Origin of the sequence: Niastella caeni, from assembly GCF_004834005.1 — a bacterium.
Classification (GTDB): Bacteria; Bacteroidota; Bacteroidia; order Chitinophagales; family Chitinophagaceae; genus Niastella; species Niastella caeni.
In genome coordinates, this window is record NZ_STFF01000010.1 from 121,881 (window position 1) to 139,686 (window position 17,806).

General features: G+C 36.5%; 13 protein-coding genes. 2 read left to right on the plus strand and 11 right to left on the minus strand.

The features are described 5' to 3' along the window. Nucleotides 1-300: 300 nt before the first annotated feature. The 5 genes from FAM09_RS26435 to FAM09_RS26455 all read right to left on the minus strand — a co-directional run bounded on the left by FAM09_RS26435 (nucleotide 301) and on the right by FAM09_RS26455 (nucleotide 5,512). Nucleotides 301-1,473 carry a radical SAM protein gene (locus FAM09_RS26435; RefSeq protein WP_136580176.1) on the minus strand — a complete coding sequence of 391 codons (1,173 nt, stop codon included), beginning with the start codon at nucleotides 1,471-1,473 and terminating at the stop codon, nucleotides 301-303. After that, entirely contained in the window at nucleotides 1,473-2,558 is a 1,086-nt protein-coding gene (locus FAM09_RS26440; RefSeq protein ID WP_136580177.1) for a glycosyltransferase family protein, read from the minus strand. Before FAM09_RS26440 ends, FAM09_RS26435 begins: the two co-directional genes overlap by 1 nt. Further along, nucleotides 2,555-3,883: an ATP-binding protein gene (locus FAM09_RS26445; protein ID WP_136580178.1), complete on the minus strand. Its 1,329-nt coding sequence runs from the start codon at nucleotides 3,881-3,883 to the stop codon at nucleotides 2,555-2,557. The genes FAM09_RS26440 and FAM09_RS26445 overlap by 4 nt, the downstream gene beginning before the upstream one ends. Next, nucleotides 3,880-4,134, minus strand: a complete 255-nt coding sequence (locus FAM09_RS26450) for an acyl carrier protein (protein WP_136580179.1) — start codon at nucleotides 4,132-4,134, stop codon at nucleotides 3,880-3,882. The genes FAM09_RS26445 and FAM09_RS26450 overlap by 4 nt, the downstream gene beginning before the upstream one ends. 67 nt (nucleotides 4,135-4,201) lie before the next feature. Continuing rightward, on the minus strand, nucleotides 4,202-5,512 hold the full coding sequence (locus tag FAM09_RS26455; RefSeq protein ID WP_136580180.1) for a condensation domain-containing protein: 1,311 nt from the start codon (nucleotides 5,510-5,512) through the stop codon (nucleotides 4,202-4,204). Nucleotides 5,513-6,117: 605 nt separating this feature from the next. On the opposite strand from FAM09_RS26455, the gene FAM09_RS26460 reads away from it, so the two are divergent. Then, nucleotides 6,118-6,993, plus strand: coding sequence for an alpha/beta hydrolase (locus tag FAM09_RS26460; protein ID WP_136580181.1), 876 nt, complete (start codon nucleotides 6,118-6,120; stop codon nucleotides 6,991-6,993). 497 nt (nucleotides 6,994-7,490) lie between these two features. Here the strand turns inward: FAM09_RS26460 and FAM09_RS26465 are convergent, their stop codons facing one another. The 6 genes from FAM09_RS26465 to FAM09_RS26490 all read right to left on the minus strand — a co-directional run bounded on the left by FAM09_RS26465 (nucleotide 7,491) and on the right by FAM09_RS26490 (nucleotide 16,973). After that, nucleotides 7,491-8,762 (minus strand): ImmA/IrrE family metallo-endopeptidase, encoded by a 1,272-nt coding sequence (locus FAM09_RS26465; RefSeq protein WP_136580182.1) that lies wholly within the window; start codon nucleotides 8,760-8,762, stop codon nucleotides 7,491-7,493. Nucleotides 8,763-8,885: 123 nt separating this feature from the next. After that, nucleotides 8,886-10,226 (minus strand): hypothetical protein, encoded by a 1,341-nt coding sequence (locus FAM09_RS26470; protein WP_136580183.1) that lies wholly within the window; start codon nucleotides 10,224-10,226, stop codon nucleotides 8,886-8,888. A 170-nt stretch (nucleotides 10,227-10,396) separates the two neighbouring features. After that, nucleotides 10,397-11,542: a Wadjet anti-phage system protein JetD domain-containing protein gene (locus FAM09_RS26475; protein WP_136580184.1), complete on the minus strand. Its 1,146-nt coding sequence runs from the start codon at nucleotides 11,540-11,542 to the stop codon at nucleotides 10,397-10,399. Further along, nucleotides 11,529-14,933 (minus strand): ATP-binding protein, encoded by a 3,405-nt coding sequence (locus tag FAM09_RS26480; RefSeq protein ID WP_136580185.1) that lies wholly within the window; start codon nucleotides 14,931-14,933, stop codon nucleotides 11,529-11,531. The genes FAM09_RS26475 and FAM09_RS26480 overlap by 14 nt, the downstream gene beginning before the upstream one ends. Then, the gene (locus FAM09_RS26485) at nucleotides 14,911-15,504 is read right to left on the minus strand and encodes a DUF4194 domain-containing protein (protein WP_136580186.1); all 594 of its coding nucleotides are present in this window, start codon (nucleotides 15,502-15,504) and stop codon (nucleotides 14,911-14,913) included. The genes FAM09_RS26480 and FAM09_RS26485 overlap by 23 nt, the downstream gene beginning before the upstream one ends. After that, nucleotides 15,504-16,973: a DUF3375 domain-containing protein gene (locus FAM09_RS26490; protein ID WP_136580187.1), complete on the minus strand. Its 1,470-nt coding sequence runs from the start codon at nucleotides 16,971-16,973 to the stop codon at nucleotides 15,504-15,506. Before FAM09_RS26490 ends, FAM09_RS26485 begins: the two co-directional genes overlap by 1 nt. A 316-nt stretch (nucleotides 16,974-17,289) precedes the next feature. On the opposite strand from FAM09_RS26490, the gene FAM09_RS26495 reads away from it, so the two are divergent. Then, nucleotides 17,290-17,772: a hypothetical protein gene (locus FAM09_RS26495; protein ID WP_136580188.1), complete on the plus strand. Its 483-nt coding sequence runs from the start codon at nucleotides 17,290-17,292 to the stop codon at nucleotides 17,770-17,772. Nucleotides 17,773-17,806: the final 34 nt, after the last annotated feature.

Sequence of the window (17,806 nt, forward strand, 5' to 3'; positions counted from 1 at the left end):
GGTTACCGGCTTGCCTCCTCCCATAGATTTTAGATCAAGCGCAGGAACTTTATTTGGCCTGGAGACTCCTATTGCAATCCTAAAATCGCATTTTTTATAATCCCGAGGCGACATTCCGGTTGGTATTCTTGAAGACTTTGGGGAATGTAAAATATTACAGTAGCCTATCTAACTAAGATATGATGTCGGCGCGTAACTCATTTGATAGTCGCCATAAGTCCATCACCCACCATCTTTATTTTAATGCGACTGAAATGAATTTGTTTTCTTAGCTGGCTTGGCATTAACTCTTTGTCGCCATTAATACCCGTTTCTATAAAGTAGTATACATTTAGAGCAGATAGGTAACAACCCATTCCCTAAAATATGACGTAACTTATTGAACTTATCACTTCTCCACAAGTTTAATAAGCCATAATCTTTAATGTTTCCTATACTTAATTCTGGGAAAAACTTGCAACATGTTCCCGCCCTTCCATCTGCAAGTATTTCAATCCTTGATGACCATGCGAAACAACTCCTGGTTGAAGAGTGTGAATCTATAATGAAGTCTAGAATTTCGTGATCCTGCATGTGCTGTTGAAATCTAACTCTGCTGTTCCATATTCTGCTTTTCAATTTTTGTATCTGTTCCTGTACTATAATTGCTGAGTCAGGACTTAACTTATAATTAAACGAATGCCAGCTTTTGGTGCCAGATAGTGTAGACTCATCCTCAATCCATGCTAGCTTTGAATTATAAAACTTATCCATTTCATATGCTCTTTGCGGAGATATATACCAAGGATAATTAAAATACACTGAGTCCACTCCAAGATCATCAAAAAATTCCATAAATTCATAAATATGAGGAGCAAGAGAATCGTTTAAAACAGCATTGATTGAAATGGTCCCCTTGTAAGTTCCTTTTTTTTGCTCAGTAAAAAGATCGCTAATTTGAGTCATTACGCGTTCAAATGTTAATTTTCCTCTCAGTTCATTGTTTGTATCTCCTAGTCCATCTATGCTAATTAGCAAAGCAAGATTTGATGATATTCTAAGTAACGAATCCATATTCTTTTGAATGAGCAATCCATTCGTACACATTGTAGTGTAACGTAAGTCTTTTTCTAATGCTTTAGAGATCCCTTCAAAATTCGAATGAAATAGCGGTTCGCCTCCCCATATATAAAGAGACGATTTTATATCCAGGGTTTCTTCGAGAATCTTTTCGAAAAGATCTACCGCAATTTCGTTGTGCATATTTTTAGCACTACTTGCACTATTAAGATATCCCGTTTCATTCCATTGATAACACATTTTACATCTTAGATTGCACGCATAAGTTAGTTGAATACTTATTTCTTGTGGAATATCGATGTAATATGCAGGATTTGATAATCTCATCTTTCTGGTATTTGACCATTGTTCAATTCTTTTTACCTGTCGGTCAAATGTTGTTTTGTCAAATTTTCTATTAGTTTTTGGTTCCATTATAGTTCGATTAAATATTCAGCAATTGAAATTGTATCTTTTTTCTTTCTTTTCAAATTTTGATGAATATCGAGAAGTATTTTGTTCGAAAAGCCATCTCTTTTCCAATCGTTAAAGGATATCCCAAGGCCAAGAAGTTCCCACAAAAGGCCGTTTTTTTGTTCATATTCTCCAAAAGGGTCTAAAATTATTAATGGTGTTTCAAAAGATAAAGAATCAATCAAAGTTCCTCCACCAGGTTTACTTACAATAGCGCCACTTTCGTTGCATAAGTCGTCGAATGAAATAACTTTAGTTGAATCATACAATTCCGTGAATTCATCGCCGACAGATTTAATTGATGGATATTGACAGTTTCCGCCGTCGTCTTTTATCCAGTTTTTCCAATTGGGATCAAGATAAAAGTACTTACATCTACAAGAAGTCATATTTAGGTCTTTGTGTTGGTAACCTAAAATATTCAATGAATACGGCGAGTCAATTAACTCGGCAACTGCATCCTGATAATTTCCAATACCCCATCCTCCACCATGAACAAGTAAGTTGTTATATATACCGTTATAGGATAAATTGCCGTGTAATGCAGTTTCGAAATGAAAATTAACAGCTTTTGTTTCCCAGTTACAGACCCATAATTGTATATATTCTGAATTAACGTTTGGGAACAATCCCCAAGAAGTTGAGTAGTCACAATCAACATGGCATAAAACAACAGTAAACGATTTGTAAGAGCCCTTATCTACATATTCATCTATTATTGGCAACCAAAATCCTGAGAATAGAACAAACTTTCTTATATCTTTTTTGTCCCAGGCTGAAAATAATTTACTGACTTTATCTCTATCAAGAAATGGGCTAAGGTCTTTGGCGACTAGTTGAGCTGTTTTGGCAAAAGTGAAATTCTCATGGAAGAGCTTTTTGGCTTTTGCGACATTATCTTGCTTTTCATCCAGGAGTAATCCTTCAATTACATCAACATCCGCAGAAACGCCCCTTTCCCTTAATTGGTCGCAAAGTTTCAATCCTGGCACGTAAAAACCAAGACCAGGCCCAGCACATAGTATTTGAAAATTTATACTATTCATAAGCTGGCAGAAATTGGTAGGCTTGAATTAAGCAAAGAGTAGAGAGCTGCAGATAAGATTTCTTCATTTGTAAAGCTTTTACTTTTAATAATAGAGATATAAATTCTGCCTTTGTATGGATAACCAACGTTATGCTTAAAATTAATATCAACCGTATTTGCTGATAGTGGAATAATGCCATAGGGTTTCTTTGTAGTAAAAATTAAATCCTCTTTGTCCCAGATGTCAAAAATGTCTTTAAATGAAATGTTTTTATCTGATTTTAGATAAATACAGGTAAAAAATCCGTCAGTCTTAAATTTATTTAAAAAATAATTTAGGTGCGTATTAAGAGTTCCCATCGACTTACGTGCATTTATTTCTATAATAGGAAATACTTTGTCGTCGTATGTTATAAGAGAGTCAATACATACAGGTCCAAAATATCCTTCATTGAATAAAGCATTTCCGACGTTTTCTACGATATTAAAGTATTTATTTTGATGCAACAGTCTCAATAGATTAACATCTGCATTTTCAATGCTATTGAAACAAAATCCACTATTGTGGAATTGTTGTACGTTTAGTATTTCAATATTGCCATCTTTGTCGATTTGCAAATGACTAGAAAAGTCTCTTTTTTTTGGTAGCAATTGTTCTATTACAAAATCTATTATTTTGTTTTCACTTTCTTGTTGAGAAAAATAAGACACAATTCTTAAAAGAATGTTTAATGAAGTGACTTTCAATATTCCTTTACCTGAAACCCCATAAGAATCTTTTATTAATATAGGACCATTTTCTAACATTTTCGTTCCAGCAGACATTAGTTGCTCTGAACTGCGAATGACTATTGAATATGGTGGACTGTATAGTGTAGAGATTTGTGATGAGAATGATTTCGAATTAACTTTAACTACAGTCCCATAACTGGGGAAGTTGTACGTTATGGAGTATCTTTCGCAAAAAGAAATAATAACCTTAGCTATCGAAAATGGCGATATATCATGCCCTTCTATATTTAAGGCTTTCCATTTGTCTTTAAACGATAATTCATTTTCTATTATTTGATCGAATATCGTTTTGACCCGCCCTGAATCATGTCTTATATCAAAATCATTACAGGAAAATGAAAAACCTATATCTTTTAAGTAGTCTTTAAGCATAGGATTCATTGCTACGGATGTAATTAGTAAATCATTGCTGCTTTTACAAAATAAAAATTGCATCTCATCCATAACTTGAACGATAGCTTCAGCTTGGGTGTCGTACATTTGAGGCAAACTGACATAATTTGCTTCCTTCCAATGTGATTCAGCATTGAATGAGCCCAAAAAGCAGGTCATGGGGTATTTTTTATATTTTCTTGGTTGGATATAAAATCTACAAAGCTTTCAATAGATCTTAGTTTATTAAAATCAAGCTTGCCATAATCAATATGAAAATTAAACTCCGACTCAATAGTTAGTAAAAATTCGATCATTTGTAAAGAATCCAATCCAATGTCATTTATTAGATCAGCAGAACTATCTGCGTTAATCTCAATTGATGGATCTTCCATAACTTCTGACAATATTTTTTTGACTCTCGCTATCATTTTATTATTTTAAATAATACTGTAATCGGCGTATGTACACTGTTTGATTTAGGCGTAATACTTTATATTATATCTTATTAATTACTTCATTACATCGGTTACTATTGGCAGTAGTTATAAGTTCAATAACAACTTGCAATTTATTCCTCATTTCTGTTGGGTTAACAGGCCATAATATTTTATCCCAGGCTAGATCTAGAGATAAAGATTGTGTAAACTGATGAGCCCCTAGCGTAAAATACCCGATCGGTACTTTAGAACTCGACGCGGTTATCAAATAAACTCGTTCAGAAAAGAGTGCGTTTGGAAATTGTAGGGGATCGCTGTGCATAATGAAACTGCATCCCTTGGACAGGTTTATGCGTGAATTGTTGCTCTGTCTAGTACTAAGTAAGAACCGGATTAGCGATGAATAATCGTATTGCTTATGTAGTATTGATGCTAATACTGTGTCTCTAGTGCGTTGTATAAAGCATTCAATTGATTCATTAGGGTTGATCGTAAATCGGACATATAACGGCGATACAAGATTGCCAATGATTTTGTGATCTTGAGGTCGGGATCTATTAGATATAGGTATACCAATTACCGCATCTGTAGTTTTGTCAATTGAAAACAGCAATAATAATTGGCAAGCAACAACTATATTAAATAATGAACATTTATTTTTTTTACATAAGAGCAATAGACTTGTATAGGTCTCTCCTTTTAACTGCATCTTGATAAATCCAGCAGGATGCATTTTCTTTGTTGCCGAAGCTGGAAAATAGAGTGGTGCCTCTTTTAGATGATTCTGCCAGTAAGTAAGGTTTTCATTTTCACGGATCCTTTGTTTTGTTTCTCTTAAAATATATTCAGAAAAAGAATTACACTCACTATCGGGTAATATTGAATTGCAACAGAATAAAGTATAATTATCAATCAACTCTTTTTCAAAATTATCAAAGGCTATTTCGTCCACTGATATATGATCTATACATATGCTAAGTAATGATTCGCCATTGACCTTTACAATTTTTGCCTTTAAAGGAGGCTCTGTCCTTAAGTCCATTATCGGCTTGCTCTCTTCTTTAAGAAGGATGTTTGCATAAATTGACTTAAATAATTTCCCAAGTCCCTTAACTTCTTCTTTTGTAATATCAATATTCAAATTGGGAAAATGCTGGGTTAGGCTGTTGGGAGCTTCATTAATCTGTAATCTAAGGGCTGGATGTTTTGAAACTGTATACTGAAGGGCTTTTATAAATTCAATATACTTATAATTTTGTCTAAAGCGATAAACTCGCTGAAATGGCTTGCATAATGTCGGAGCCGATTTCAGCCTATTGTATAAATAGCGTTGCCCACTGGTCAATAAATACATCTTTGATGATGTCATTTCTTTCTATTAAAGATGAATGATACTGGATGCCATATACAAAATGTTTTCGATGGAGGTAGGGAAATGAAAGGTCTATTCAAAAGAATGATTCTTATGACAAATTATTAGAGTGTCGTAGTGAACGATGGTTTAAAATAGAATCACTGGCTATACGTGCGTTGTTCTCTAAGAATAAATATGCAGGCGATAGTGTTATAATAATTGGCAACTAATTATCTAACCAGGCCTTAAGATCATTTGTCTTATCAGATATCATAAGTTACAGAATTATCTTGAATAAATTTCTGATAGGAAACATAATTATAATAACATGACGTATCCTTGCGTGATATATTAATTTACGCATGCCTAAATTCAAAATGAATAGAACGTTGCTGCCGATTCATTGAGCACCTTGCCATGGTCTTGGAGATTTACTGTATTAACTTAAAACGCGCAGCAAAGCTTGATAAAAGGAATAATTAAATATAGTTTGATTATATTTGAAATCATCAGATCGGTTAGTGTTGTGTTTTGGGTACATAAATCATCATTCTTTTTAGCGTATGAAAACCGGTACGCTCGCAGGCCGTATACGTATTTTGATAAAGTAAATATTTTAAATGTATATAAGAATTATTAAGACAATATTACTGGTCCTACTCTTTGGAGTATCAAAGCTTAAAGCTCAAAATGGTACTCATATCAAGGATCTAACATTTAAGAGTAAAATTCTAAATGAGGATATAAAATATGATATTTATCTTCCTCCACAGTACGATACAACAAAAAAATATCCATGCATTTATTACTTGCACTGCTTTGGCGCAGATAACCACCTTTCTTCGCACTTTACTCGGGAGGTAGACTCCTTAATAAAGTTAAAGCAATTTCCAGAAGTAATAATCGTATCACCATTTGCAAAAAACAGTTGGTATTTAGATGATTACTCAGGGAAATACAAATATTCTTCAATGTTTATAAATGAATATTTGCCCTTTATTAAAAAACAATATTCCATCTTCACTGAACCATCAAAAACAGTTATTACAGGATTCTCAATGGGAGGTTTCGGAGCCTTGAGGTTTACAATGTTGTATCCTGAGTATTTTGGTATTTGCGTTAGTTTTATGGCGGGTATGTCTACAAAAGAACAAATATGTCAAGATTCGGATGCTGATTATGCATTTTTTCATCAAAAAATTTATGGTGATAATTTGAAAACAACGGAAAGAGCCAATAAGTATTTTGTAGATAATAATCCGCTTTATATTGCTGAAATTGTTAATACTGAGATATTACGCAAATCCAAGTGGTATATACAATCATGCGATGATGATTATCATTCATTAGGGAATGTTGAATTGCATGCTGTTTTTCATAAAAAAGGGGTTAAGCATGAATTTAGAGTCAATGATGGCTCTCATGATGGAAATTGTGTTAATAGAAGTATGCAGGATGCTTTGAGGTTTATAAAATCAAGTATTGCGGATCGGTAGCCTGTTTTCCCATATGCACTCAACCTGAACGCCCGGCGTGGGAAAAACAGAACTGTTTCATGCAAATGTTCAGCGGCTTCCTATACAGCTCCGATGTGTATAACTACAGCCACATAGTTTTATGCCTAAGAAGAGTTTTGCTAGATTGAATACTTGAGCCAGGCAGGATGTCGCTTTGTATTAGTTAACAGAGGGAACGAAACTGGTATCTCCCGAATGATGATGATAATTACAATATTTCAAACAATCCTCATTGAAAGAAATTTGCCAGGATCATTGATTATACACCTGGCGCCCCAGAAGAAATTAAACTAGTAGCACAAACGAAAACCACTATATCTCTTAAAAAAGTAGTTCAAATCATGGGCCGCACAACAGCTAGCGGTCTCTACCCAGGTTAACATAATGCTGGTTATAGAGTATGCCAAACTGCTGTTTTATTATTAGCTTAATACCATACGGTTGTGCATTCTATATGCTAAATTATACCTTGGCGATTACATGTAACGCATTTCTTTCAAAACATCTTTTATACTCTTGTATCTGTTATCAATTAACAGACCTAATGCAATTAATCTGATTCTCACCACCTCAACGGAAACTCCATATAATGTGCTAAGTCTTGTTAGCAGGTTAAAGACCAGGTTTTGATTAACCGGCTGATTATCCCAGTAAAGAGCTCTTTTATAAATATTTTCTTTGGCAAAATACGTTGCGACTTCTTTTATAAGTGTACTAATAGGTAACAGTAAATGACTTGCAAAAAGATTAGCCTGGTATTCGAGGCGCTTCGTCGTTGCTTCTGAAACGGCATATTTAAATGACAAAGAGTAGTCGGTGTCCGTCTTTTCAGTAACTTTTTCCTGAAGAAGCTTTGAGTGAAGTATCAAATGGCCAATCTTATGAGCTAAAGTAAAACGCCAACGGTTTATGTCAGGTTTCAATGATTTTGAAACTTGAATTTTCAAAGGGCTAAACGTTATTTTTCCGAGTATATTATCAGGAAGTGTAGTTTCGAAATCGAATGTAACAGGATATTTTGTTTCAAGAAATCTGCATAACTTCATTTCATCCAACAGTTTTCCATTGAATACATCGTATCCTTCTAGCTTTTGCACTATGTTATCTATTTTTTGTGCAGTGATAAAAGGAATATTGATGAACTTCTCCTTATATGTGAAAAAATCTATCACTTGTGATTGTATAAGGAGCTCAGTCACCGTTTGTAATACAAATTCGCCATTCATAGCCAGAAAGTTCGGTCGGCTATCGCTGTCGTTTTCAAGTAATATAATCGCGTCAGATTTCTTTAGCAAAGCATCATTATTAGCTTTACGGTGTACAAGCCATTCAAATTCATCATCGCCGTTAACCCTCGCTAGGCCGATGCCGGCGGACTGGGCAAAATTGTATAAGCCAGATTGGAAAGTGCTATTTGTTATAAGGATGCCCTTTGTATTGTGTTCGCTTATCTGCCTGATTTTTGAATCAAACTCTTCCAGATCGTTTACAGGCACTGATGACTGATAGTTTTTGCATTCGATAAGCGTTAACAGTGAATAGTTGGAGTTATTGTTTAGATATGTTTCGATGGCAATATCAAAAATGATTTCGGATTTTCTTTTTTCAGAATAGTAGCCCTTTTTTCTAAAGATTTTACTACGCTTTCCGCTGACATAAAAATCATCGTTGTCAAGTAGTTTCTTAAAAAGCTCAAATGTTTTGATTTCAAATGAATCGCCGCGGCTATAGGTGCTAGAATCACTCATGATTTAATATTTAATGCCGTTTTGGAAATATTACAGAAATAGTAAGCTGCGTACAAGTAAGGGATGTTTAATCTGGCAGAAATAAATTAATCAAAAAATGACAATGGTGAATTAATTGACGCGTTAAAATCTTCTACGCCTTAGAGTTTCTTTTTGGCTGTCGTCAATAGCAAATAAAATTGAATGACCGATTTTAATAGCAGCCTCAATAAAAGTTGCAACTTTTTCGGATGCAACTACATTGGTCCCGAGAAGGCCCTTTTGGACAAGTTCAATAAATAATTGAGTGCCGATGTATCTTTTACCTAAATTGTGAAATCCAACTTGTAGTCCACCTTTGGGGCCTTGAATAGACGGATCCTTTAAAAGAATATTCCAATGATTCAATGAGATGTAAGCCCCAGGAACTATCGAAGCATCGTCAGCCTTTAACCCGATTTTTTTACAAAGCTTGAAAAATATAGGGCAATCCGTCAATCGATAGTCAATCAATGTGCTGCTCACTGGTTCAGCATTCAGTAATTTAAAAAAATTATCCATCCGTAATAGTTCATCATTGTGTGAGTTTTGATTTGGGTTATAATAAAATTCTCTTTTCTCAGTTTGATTTTCCATAATCTTATATTGAACGAAAGTAAAAGCCTGATATTTCCGATGGTAATAGATTAGATCAACGCCTAAAGCCTTTTCTAGTGGTTTACGGTTGGCGTTAATAATCACTAAACGTTCTTCTAGTTCATTTTTAAATTCCACAATTCCCGTAATATTCTTGGCTATTTGCTCCCATCCCGGAAGCGAATGAAGGTCGTGGCTAATTGCATCGTCTTCATAAATTGTATAATCAGTTAGGCCAGTTAAAAATGATTTGCCATTTAATCCTTCTTCAGGATCCCAAGTTTGAATAATTTGGCTTCTATCGATACCAAATATATCCAAACAAATAGAGGTGGCATCCTTTTCAGTGGCAACATCCATGGCTCTGTTATTTACTTCAAGTTTTGGGGTGTTTATTTTATTGGCTAATCTTAAAATTTGTTCTTTTTTTTCAGGGAGTATTTTTAATAAAGCCTTGAACAATTCCTTACTTGTCTCTTTAGGAATATTTTTATACTGTCTGGTAGCAATGTCTTCTATATTTTTTTGAAGTACAGAGGATACATTAAATAAAAGGGTACTTACAGGAATAAATGGTAATTCAACGATATCAGTAATTTTAATTCTAACCTGACTGGTTGCCACTCGCTGACCTTTTCTTAAAATGCCTATGTGGGTAAAACCAGGTTCTTGTTCTTCATAAGGGTTAGAGGTTAATCGGATAAGTATTAAGGCGATCTTCGCTATCTGTGAGGGATAGGTAGTCATAACTGTAGTAAATTCCGAACTGACCGAGAGTCGCTCTTCAATCGCATATGCCAAATCTTCGCTTAGAATGCATAACGTTGCATTAATTGAGAAGTTGCTCATAAACAAATTCTAACTTTTTATATAGTATAAAATATCTCCTTAAGCCATTTTAATATGAGTAATTATAATTAGATTTACATTATTTATCTTGAAGCTATACTTTGTTTACGCATTATAATGTTTTATTAAGTACAACATTAGCGCATTCTATTACTTGGGAACATTTAAATCTAAGCAGGAACAAGTTTATATAACTGATATTGCACATATTGCTGTGTAATTCTTTCCTGTTCAAGTCTTTTCTTATTTGCTATTAAATATTCATAACATCCCTTTTCTTTATCAGAAAGGCGAGCTAATTCACTTTTTCTTTGGGTATTGGCAACAGAAAAGTGACCGAACTGGGTATACGTTTCCATATCCATTAAAAAGCTTTCTGATTTTGGATAATGCTCTCGTATCATATTGAGCATCTCAAATCCTGCTGCATCCAAATCGAACCAGCAAATCAGTCGCGTGTCATCCAACCAGGGTAAGTGTTTGCTCAATCTGCTTTTAAAGCCCTCACCAAAAATGGCTACTGCATTTTTTATTTTGGGAAACGTGAGAAAACAAGTTTGATTCTCTATGATAAAAACTTTTTCAGGCGTCCATTTAAGCCAAGCTGCATCATCAAGCTTTAGCGAGCATTCATCATAACCTAAGTATGGTTTCAGATCATCATCCAATATTCTGATTTGGGTATAAACTTGAACTTTCTTTAAAGAGTACCTTAAGCTAAAATCCGTTTCGGTACTGTTTATCCAATCAGGGGGAAGCAGTTGGTCCAGTAGTTTTTTTAATAACGCTGTATTTTGTTCAATAAACTTAGAATGCACTTCAATAGGTAACTCACGAATATAGAGGGGGTGTGGTGGTGCATAAGTAGTAAAGTACTTGCACACCTTCATGAGGTCGTTCCACTGCTCATAGTTTTCCAGAACAAGCGCTGAATTAGTATTTACCCAGTCAAGCAAAGTAGGAAAATTTAAAAGGATGCATTTCCTTGCTTCCGTAATTTTCTGATAATCCTGAGTTTTGTGCGTGAAATAAAGGAAGTCCTCCAGCGATTCAAAATAGATTTTTGTGGGCATGCTCTGACTAATGCCATTTATCTTTTTATTTGCCCACTCCACTGTGTAGCCTTTTCCTTTTGCTTCCTTGGATTGTTCAAAAAGAGGTACTAGGTCGTTATTCCAATCACTAAAATTGCTCCCACTAATTTGTATATTACTCGGTATAATCAAGGGGAATAGGGATGCTCCTTTAAAATGGGCGTAGAGCACCTTCAAAAATAGTTTTTCCGACTTGATTAAAAGTTCTTTAGGGGTTATCATCTGTTAATTTGGCTAATTGTTTGAACCCTTCCTTTTTTTCCTCATATTCTTCCATATTAAGGTTATAGACAGTAGAAAGCTTTTTGTTTTTAATCTCTACAAAATGCACCGCATGGATGTAGGGCTCCGCAATGTTGATTTTATCCAGGGGAGTAACCACCAATAGTTGCAGGTTGAGTTGCGCACAGAATTCCATTAGGAATTTGCTTTTTTCCGGGTCTAATTTGCTGAAGGCTTCATCTACGGTTATGAAACGAAGACTTTTATGCTGCTTGCCAGGCTGGTAAATACCAAATTGGTGTGCTATGGCGGCACCCAAAATGGCATAGGTAAATTGCGCCTTTTGACCTCCGGAATAACTGGCGGTGTTATCGTGGTATTGGCCGGGTTTATTGTCTATAAACGAGTATTCCCGTGCACTGAAGGTGAGCCAGTTTCTGATGTCGGTCACTTTCCTTCTCCAGGCTTCTTCTTTTTGGAGTTCTGTAATAAGTTCTTTTATTGCATGAAAAACTTTTTCCCGTATGGCTTCATCTTTTTGTGTGGCAAATTCCAAAGTGTTGGGTATAGCTGCACTTAATTGATCTTTAAAAGGCTTGATCTCCTGATCTCTGGTTGTTCTGCATTCCAGTTGTAAATACGTGTCTGGATTTCTGTTGAAGGTGATTTTTTTAAGAGGAACATTTAATTCCTCTATGACTTCTTTTATTTTGTCTTCTTCATTTATCAGCCAGGTCCGGAAATTGGTCAATGCGTCTAACATGCTTCGGTCCATATATTCCCTAAAGCGTCTTTTATGCTCCACCAATCTTTGGTTACAGATGTTTTTGTACAGGTCTTCCAACTCGCCCAAGCTGTGAAGGTTGGCTGCAATATTGAGTACATCTCCACTCCAGTCTGGAAATTCCTTTAAGATTCTTTCGATTGGATGCACAAAGGCGTTGATATGGGAAATCGTATCCTGTTCTAACTCTTTTAAAGCATTCCGAACACCATTCAATTTTGCTTTAAGAGCACTATCCGTTTGCTTTATTAGTAGTTCCAATTGATCGAGCGTATTAGGGAGTATGTTTTTTATCACACACTCTTTTAGAAAATCCTCAATCGCCTGACTTCCTTCATGCGTCAATTTTTCAAATTCCAGTTTTAGCCTTTTTAAATTATTCTGATTATATTCCTGATTGAGCCGTTCCAATCGGCGGATAACACTATCCTTATCCTTTCGTTTTTCACGCAGTCTGCTTTCTACTTCATCCAATTGGTTAGAAATCGTTAGATATTTGTCGGACGATGTTTTTAACTCTTCTATCTGCCTTGATATGTCTTCTATCTTTTCTGCGTGTTGCTGCCAATTGATATCGTCAAAAAACTTCTTTTCAGCGATAATGCTTAGCAGATTACTCTTATTTTTTAAAGCATCAATGTCAGGCGCCAGTTCCTGAAGTTTTCTGAAAAGCTTGTTGTGCTGTTGCTCCAGCGTATATTTTTCTTCCTGCAATAATTGAACGGTGGCTTTACTGTCCCATCCAAGCGTATACTGTCGTTTGTGCCATTGGCCAGGGCGGTCATTTTTTTCATGCCGGTTGGCATTTCGGATAAGACCGTTGGACGTGATGGCTTTTCGACTGCCGTAAAAAACCTCTAATTCATCGGTACAATAATAATCGAAGCGTTCTACTAACTGGGTCTTCAGCCATTTGGTATATAGTCCAGACTTCTTTAGTTCAATCTTATTGAGCAATGAATTATTATCTGTAGGCCATCTGAGCAGGGACTCGCCGGATCTGCGCTCAATTCGTTCATATACTAACCAGGCATTTAAATTATGAGTGTGTACAAAATGGTTCACCTGTTTATTGAACGTTTCAGGAACCAGTAATCGTAGTGAAAAGCTATGCAGAACCCTTTCGATGGCATCCTCCCAATGCAAGCAATCTTCACGCACTTTGATCAATTCACCCACAAAAGGTAATTCATCTTCCCCTGTTTCCAATAAATTGAGCAAGCGCTCTCGCACAGCAATTAACTCTTCGGGAAGGCGATTGTTTCTTCCAATTAGCGAAGTAATTTTGTTTTGTGTTGTTTGAATTTGATCGGAAACTAACTCTTTTTCATTTTCGGTTCTAAATCTATCGTAATTTAATTTGTCGTAACTTTCCTGGACGGTAGTTTTCAATTGTTCTACATGTCGTACATTTTCCCAGAAGGATGTTTCATTGATCTCTGTGTTTAAGCCGATCTTTCCTGCTAGGTTTTGGTAAATTATATAATCTTTTTTCTTGGCCTCTCTTTTTTCAGTTTCCGAAAGCAAATCTTTCTGCAATAACTGAATCTTGGTATCTATATTAAGGGAGGCTTTTTGAGTAATTAATGATTTTTGCTCTTCTTCCAGCTCCCTAATAGCTCCTTCCATCAATTTCTGTTCTTTTTCCTTTTGTTCTACTTCTTTTTCAATCTCTGCAATATGAGTTTCCAATAAACCATCTTCGAGTTTATCCAGAAAAAACGGAAGCTGCTCCCCTATAAAGGTTAAGGATTGTAGTTCTTGGTTTTTGTGGGCAAGCAGCTCTTTATTCATGACTACAGGTTCCAGCAGTTCCAACTGCTTTTCATCTTTTTGTATGGCTTTGTGACTGATCAGCAAGTCCGTGTAATGGTCATATAAATTCTTAAACTGTTCTTCCGCATCTGGCTCCTCCAACATTTGCTGTCGGATAAACTGTGTTAAATCTCCTAAAACCTTTATACCCACAGTTTGATTAAACAGGGAAAGGGCTTTTTCTTTCAGGCCGAACAAATCGCTAAACCGGGCCGCATATTCCTTAAAGGAGTCGAAAAGTTCTGTTTTGGGGAATTGCTTTTGCAGTTTTCTCTTCCATTCTCCTTTCAGGTCAAATTTGCCTTCTCCAAAATGCTCGTGGATATTTAAAGGATAGGGTGAAACAATAAATACTTTTTTTATAGCGCCACCGCTAAACCATCGTACCTGAACCAGGGTAATGGTATGCAGCGAGGCGGAGTTCTGGAAAAGAACCAATAAAACAGAATAGGGATTATCACTTTTACTTCTGAGTTGCTCTGTCTGGGAACGATCGTCCGCATCAGAATAGGTTTTCCCGTGATAACCCCAGAAATAAGAGTTTTCATCCCTTTCTTTTTTGGCCTCCGCTCCGGATGACTGGTTATAAAATCGCTTATTACTGGGAACCAGTAAAGTTAGCAGCGCATCGATCAGCGTGGTTTTGCCGCTGGCATTTGCCCCGGTGAGCAAGGAAGTTTTACCCTTCGGTTCGATTTTGAATATCTTATTATGGAAGGTTCCCCAGTTGAAGATTTCCAAGGTACGTAGCCGGTATCCGCCTTCTGCGTTATTGTTGAACAGTGTTGACATGATTTTGTAACTTGGTCTTAATTTCCTCAAGCTTGTCGTTAGTAACCAGGGCTTTAATAATCCTTTTTACTTCATATTGATTATTATCCCTGTTGGTAATGTCTTCACGGGATAATTTCAGAATTCCTATATTGACCAAGTTGTTGATGGGTTTGGACAAGTCCTTCCATAATTTACTTTTATTGGTTTGATCTTTATAAAACAATTCGATTCGTTCCTTTATCTCTTTTTGTGTGAGGAACAGTTTAGAGCCTTCCATGACCACATCAAATTCCTCAAGGATCTCTCGCAGGATGACACAAAGCAAGGTGGCCTCATAGGTCATAGTTTGTTTGCGCATCAGGCGGGGGAGCGGATTTTCCTCATTTTCCTCTGCTTCCGGTTGGATAATTCGTGCAAAGCCATCCGTTTCATGGATGGAGAGTTCTATGCCAAATTTGGCAAAATGCTCCCAAACCGGGGACTGCCAGGCCATGAGGTCTCGCCAGAGGTTCTTCTCATCAGAATAAATGGGGCCTTGCAGCAGTTTAATAATTATATGCGCATAAAGCGCTCGTGGGGTAGATTCCATTAGGTAGTAATAGCTTTTGTGTAAATAATCATGGGCATGTTCACTTTTCTATCCTTAATCCAAATTGGATCAATAGTTTTTTCCAGGATAATGTGGTGTGTAGAGCTACTGGCAATGGAAAAATAACCAACCAGTTCGCTGAGTCCGTTTTCCAGTCCATATTGATCCACTATGGTTTTCAGGGTAACCTGATCTTTTCCTTCTAACATGGTGTGGATCCGATGTAGCAGCTTCTGTTCGTCAATGGTAAACTGGTCATAAAGAGCACTTAAGTCAACTTCTTCCGAAAGAAGCCCACCTAAGCCTTCCGGAAAATGAAGGGAGAGCGAGTCCTGCTTTTCATCCCCTAATTCCCATCGGTCAAAAAGGTTTATATTAGGTTCAAGTTCTATTTCCATGAAGGCGTCGTCTTTGATGCGTGTATCTGCCAGTGTATAAGCCATTTGACGGATTTCTCCGATCAACTCCATAGCCCTTCTTCTTTCCAACAGATTTTTCTCCGATAAGACACGGCTGATTTTCTCGCTTAGTTTTTTATTGGAATCGATGACTTTTCGACCGGAAGCATGTAGATAGCGTTTCAGATTTTTTAAAAAGCGGTCGTTATTATATTCAATATTTCGCTCGTTTAAAAGCTGATACAAATGATCGGTAAGGGCACTGTATTCCTGCTGCCTTTTTTCGTCCATGAGAAATTCCCAAAAGGCTTTAAAGCTTTTGCCCTGATCTTTATTTTCAATCTCATCCAGGGCATCGAGGGCAAATACCAGCAAGGAGCCCTTAACTACATCTTTTTCGGTGTACTTGCGTTGGATTTCCTTGCGGATTTGTTCAAAGTTTTGTTCTACTTCTGTAAAATCAGATAGCAGTTCACGGGCCATTTTGTTTAGGTTGTAGAATTGCTCCTTGATTTCTGTTTCATCAAAAAGGGAAGGTTTTTTACCGTTCTTCAAAAGGTTGATCTCGTTTTCAATTTCCCATTTCCTTTGTTCAAGTTCCTGAATTCTGACTTCAGCATTTTCGGTTGTCTTTTCAATCATCTCTTTTAATTTAGAAAAGATGTCTTTAAAACGGCTGTTGGTACCAATGAATTCCCGGCGTTGCAGGTCATCTATCCAATTCATCACTTTCACAGTATCAGAAGTTAGCTCGTGCAAATCTTCCCCATCATCATTTGGATATTTTCGCAAAAAACCTGAATTACTCCATCTCTCAATATATTGGGCAGCCCGCACGCTATAGTCGTCAAAAAGGGTAGTCGCCTTTAATTCATCATCGTTTTCTTCATACTCCAGGTCCTCAAGGTACCCTTCGAGCTTGTTTCTTAATTCAGTATTAGATATGGTAGTAGTATGGGTAGCTTTAAAGACTTTATAAAAGAAAGAAAGCATGAACGGAGCATTTTTTGTCCGTACCAGCACTAGGGGTAAAGCAGTTTTAAATTGAAGATTAAGCTCATCGAAAGTCATTCTCTAATATAAAAAAAATTACATTACAAGTAAATAGGCCGCACCGAAAGGAATTTCAGCAACCAATTTGGAAGAGGAAAAGCCGGGCAGCTATTTTCGCCATTGTGTAACCTGGTTTGAAATATTTCGTATATATGTCCCGCTCAGAACGCAGTTTTTGGCTATATGGAGGCGGTCTTGGCGCTTCAAAACACAATCTTGAAGGCGATTTGAAAAAAAACATCAGATTAATTTTCAGCTACATATAAGACTTAATGCGTCTTGTTTACATGTTTTGTTAAACAGAATGTCCCCTTTTTACTTACTTTGTCGTAATATGAAAATTCGCAATGCCAGCGCAGGAAAGGATAACTTGGAGAAACAGATTGCCTATTACAAGGGAAAAAGTCTTTCGCAACTTCACACAATTGTGCCTCGATGGGCGTATGGAGACAATGCAGACAAAATCCGTGACCGGGGAATCAGCGCAGAACAGGAACGGTATATCATCTGCCTGACCGATGTTGGGAAACTTATCCAATGTGTCGATTTTGGGGAAGTTGAGCGGATGCTCCTGTTTACTGGTGAACTACTCAATGATGGTCGTGTCGCCCGCATTCTACACCGTTGGGAACAACTGCAATACATAGATCCACCGACGATTTATATAACGGAAGGCATCGATCATAGGCTCGTCTTTGTTGATGGACGACATCGAACAAAAGTAGCTTACTTAATAGGCTCTTTGCAAATACCAGTTGCCGTTGAACCCGGGGACATGGAAATCATGAAGACCATGATGCCGCTTTGGGCGATATAGAAGTTAAATACTGAATTGGCATACAAAATCCTAA

Bases quoted from the DNA above. Each gene is read 5' to 3' on its own strand.
- FAM09_RS26495 (WP_136580188.1), top strand. From the start codon at position 17,290: ATGAAAATTCGCAATGCCAGCGCAGGAAAGGATAACTTGGAGAAACAG.
- FAM09_RS26435 (WP_136580176.1), bottom strand. From the start codon at position 1,473: ATGGAACCAAAAACTAATAGAAAATTTGACAAAACAACATTTGACCGA.
- FAM09_RS26475 (WP_136580184.1), bottom strand. From the start codon at position 11,542: ATGATAACCCCTAAAGAACTTTTAATCAAGTCGGAAAAACTATTTTTG.
- FAM09_RS26450 (WP_136580179.1), bottom strand. From the start codon at position 4,134: ATGATAGCGAGAGTCAAAAAAATATTGTCAGAAGTTATGGAAGATCCA.
- FAM09_RS26445 (WP_136580178.1), bottom strand. From the start codon at position 3,883: ATGACCTGCTTTTTGGGCTCATTCAATGCTGAATCACATTGGAAGGAA.
- FAM09_RS26440 (WP_136580177.1), bottom strand. From the start codon at position 2,558: ATGAATAGTATAAATTTTCAAATACTATGTGCTGGGCCTGGTCTTGGT.
- FAM09_RS26465 (WP_136580182.1), bottom strand. From the start codon at position 8,762: ATGAGTGATTCTAGCACCTATAGCCGCGGCGATTCATTTGAAATCAAA.
- FAM09_RS26485 (WP_136580186.1), bottom strand. From the start codon at position 15,504: ATGGAATCTACCCCACGAGCGCTTTATGCGCATATAATTATTAAACTG.
- FAM09_RS26470 (WP_136580183.1), bottom strand. From the start codon at position 10,226: ATGAGCAACTTCTCAATTAATGCAACGTTATGCATTCTAAGCGAAGAT.
- FAM09_RS26490 (WP_136580187.1), bottom strand. From the start codon at position 16,973: ATGACTTTCGATGAGCTTAATCTTCAATTTAAAACTGCTTTACCCCTA.
- FAM09_RS26480 (WP_136580185.1), bottom strand. From the start codon at position 14,933: ATGTCAACACTGTTCAACAATAACGCAGAAGGCGGATACCGGCTACGT.
- FAM09_RS26460 (WP_136580181.1), top strand. From the start codon at position 6,118: ATGTATATAAGAATTATTAAGACAATATTACTGGTCCTACTCTTTGGA.
- FAM09_RS26455 (WP_136580180.1), bottom strand. From the start codon at position 5,512: ATGACATCATCAAAGATGTATTTATTGACCAGTGGGCAACGCTATTTA.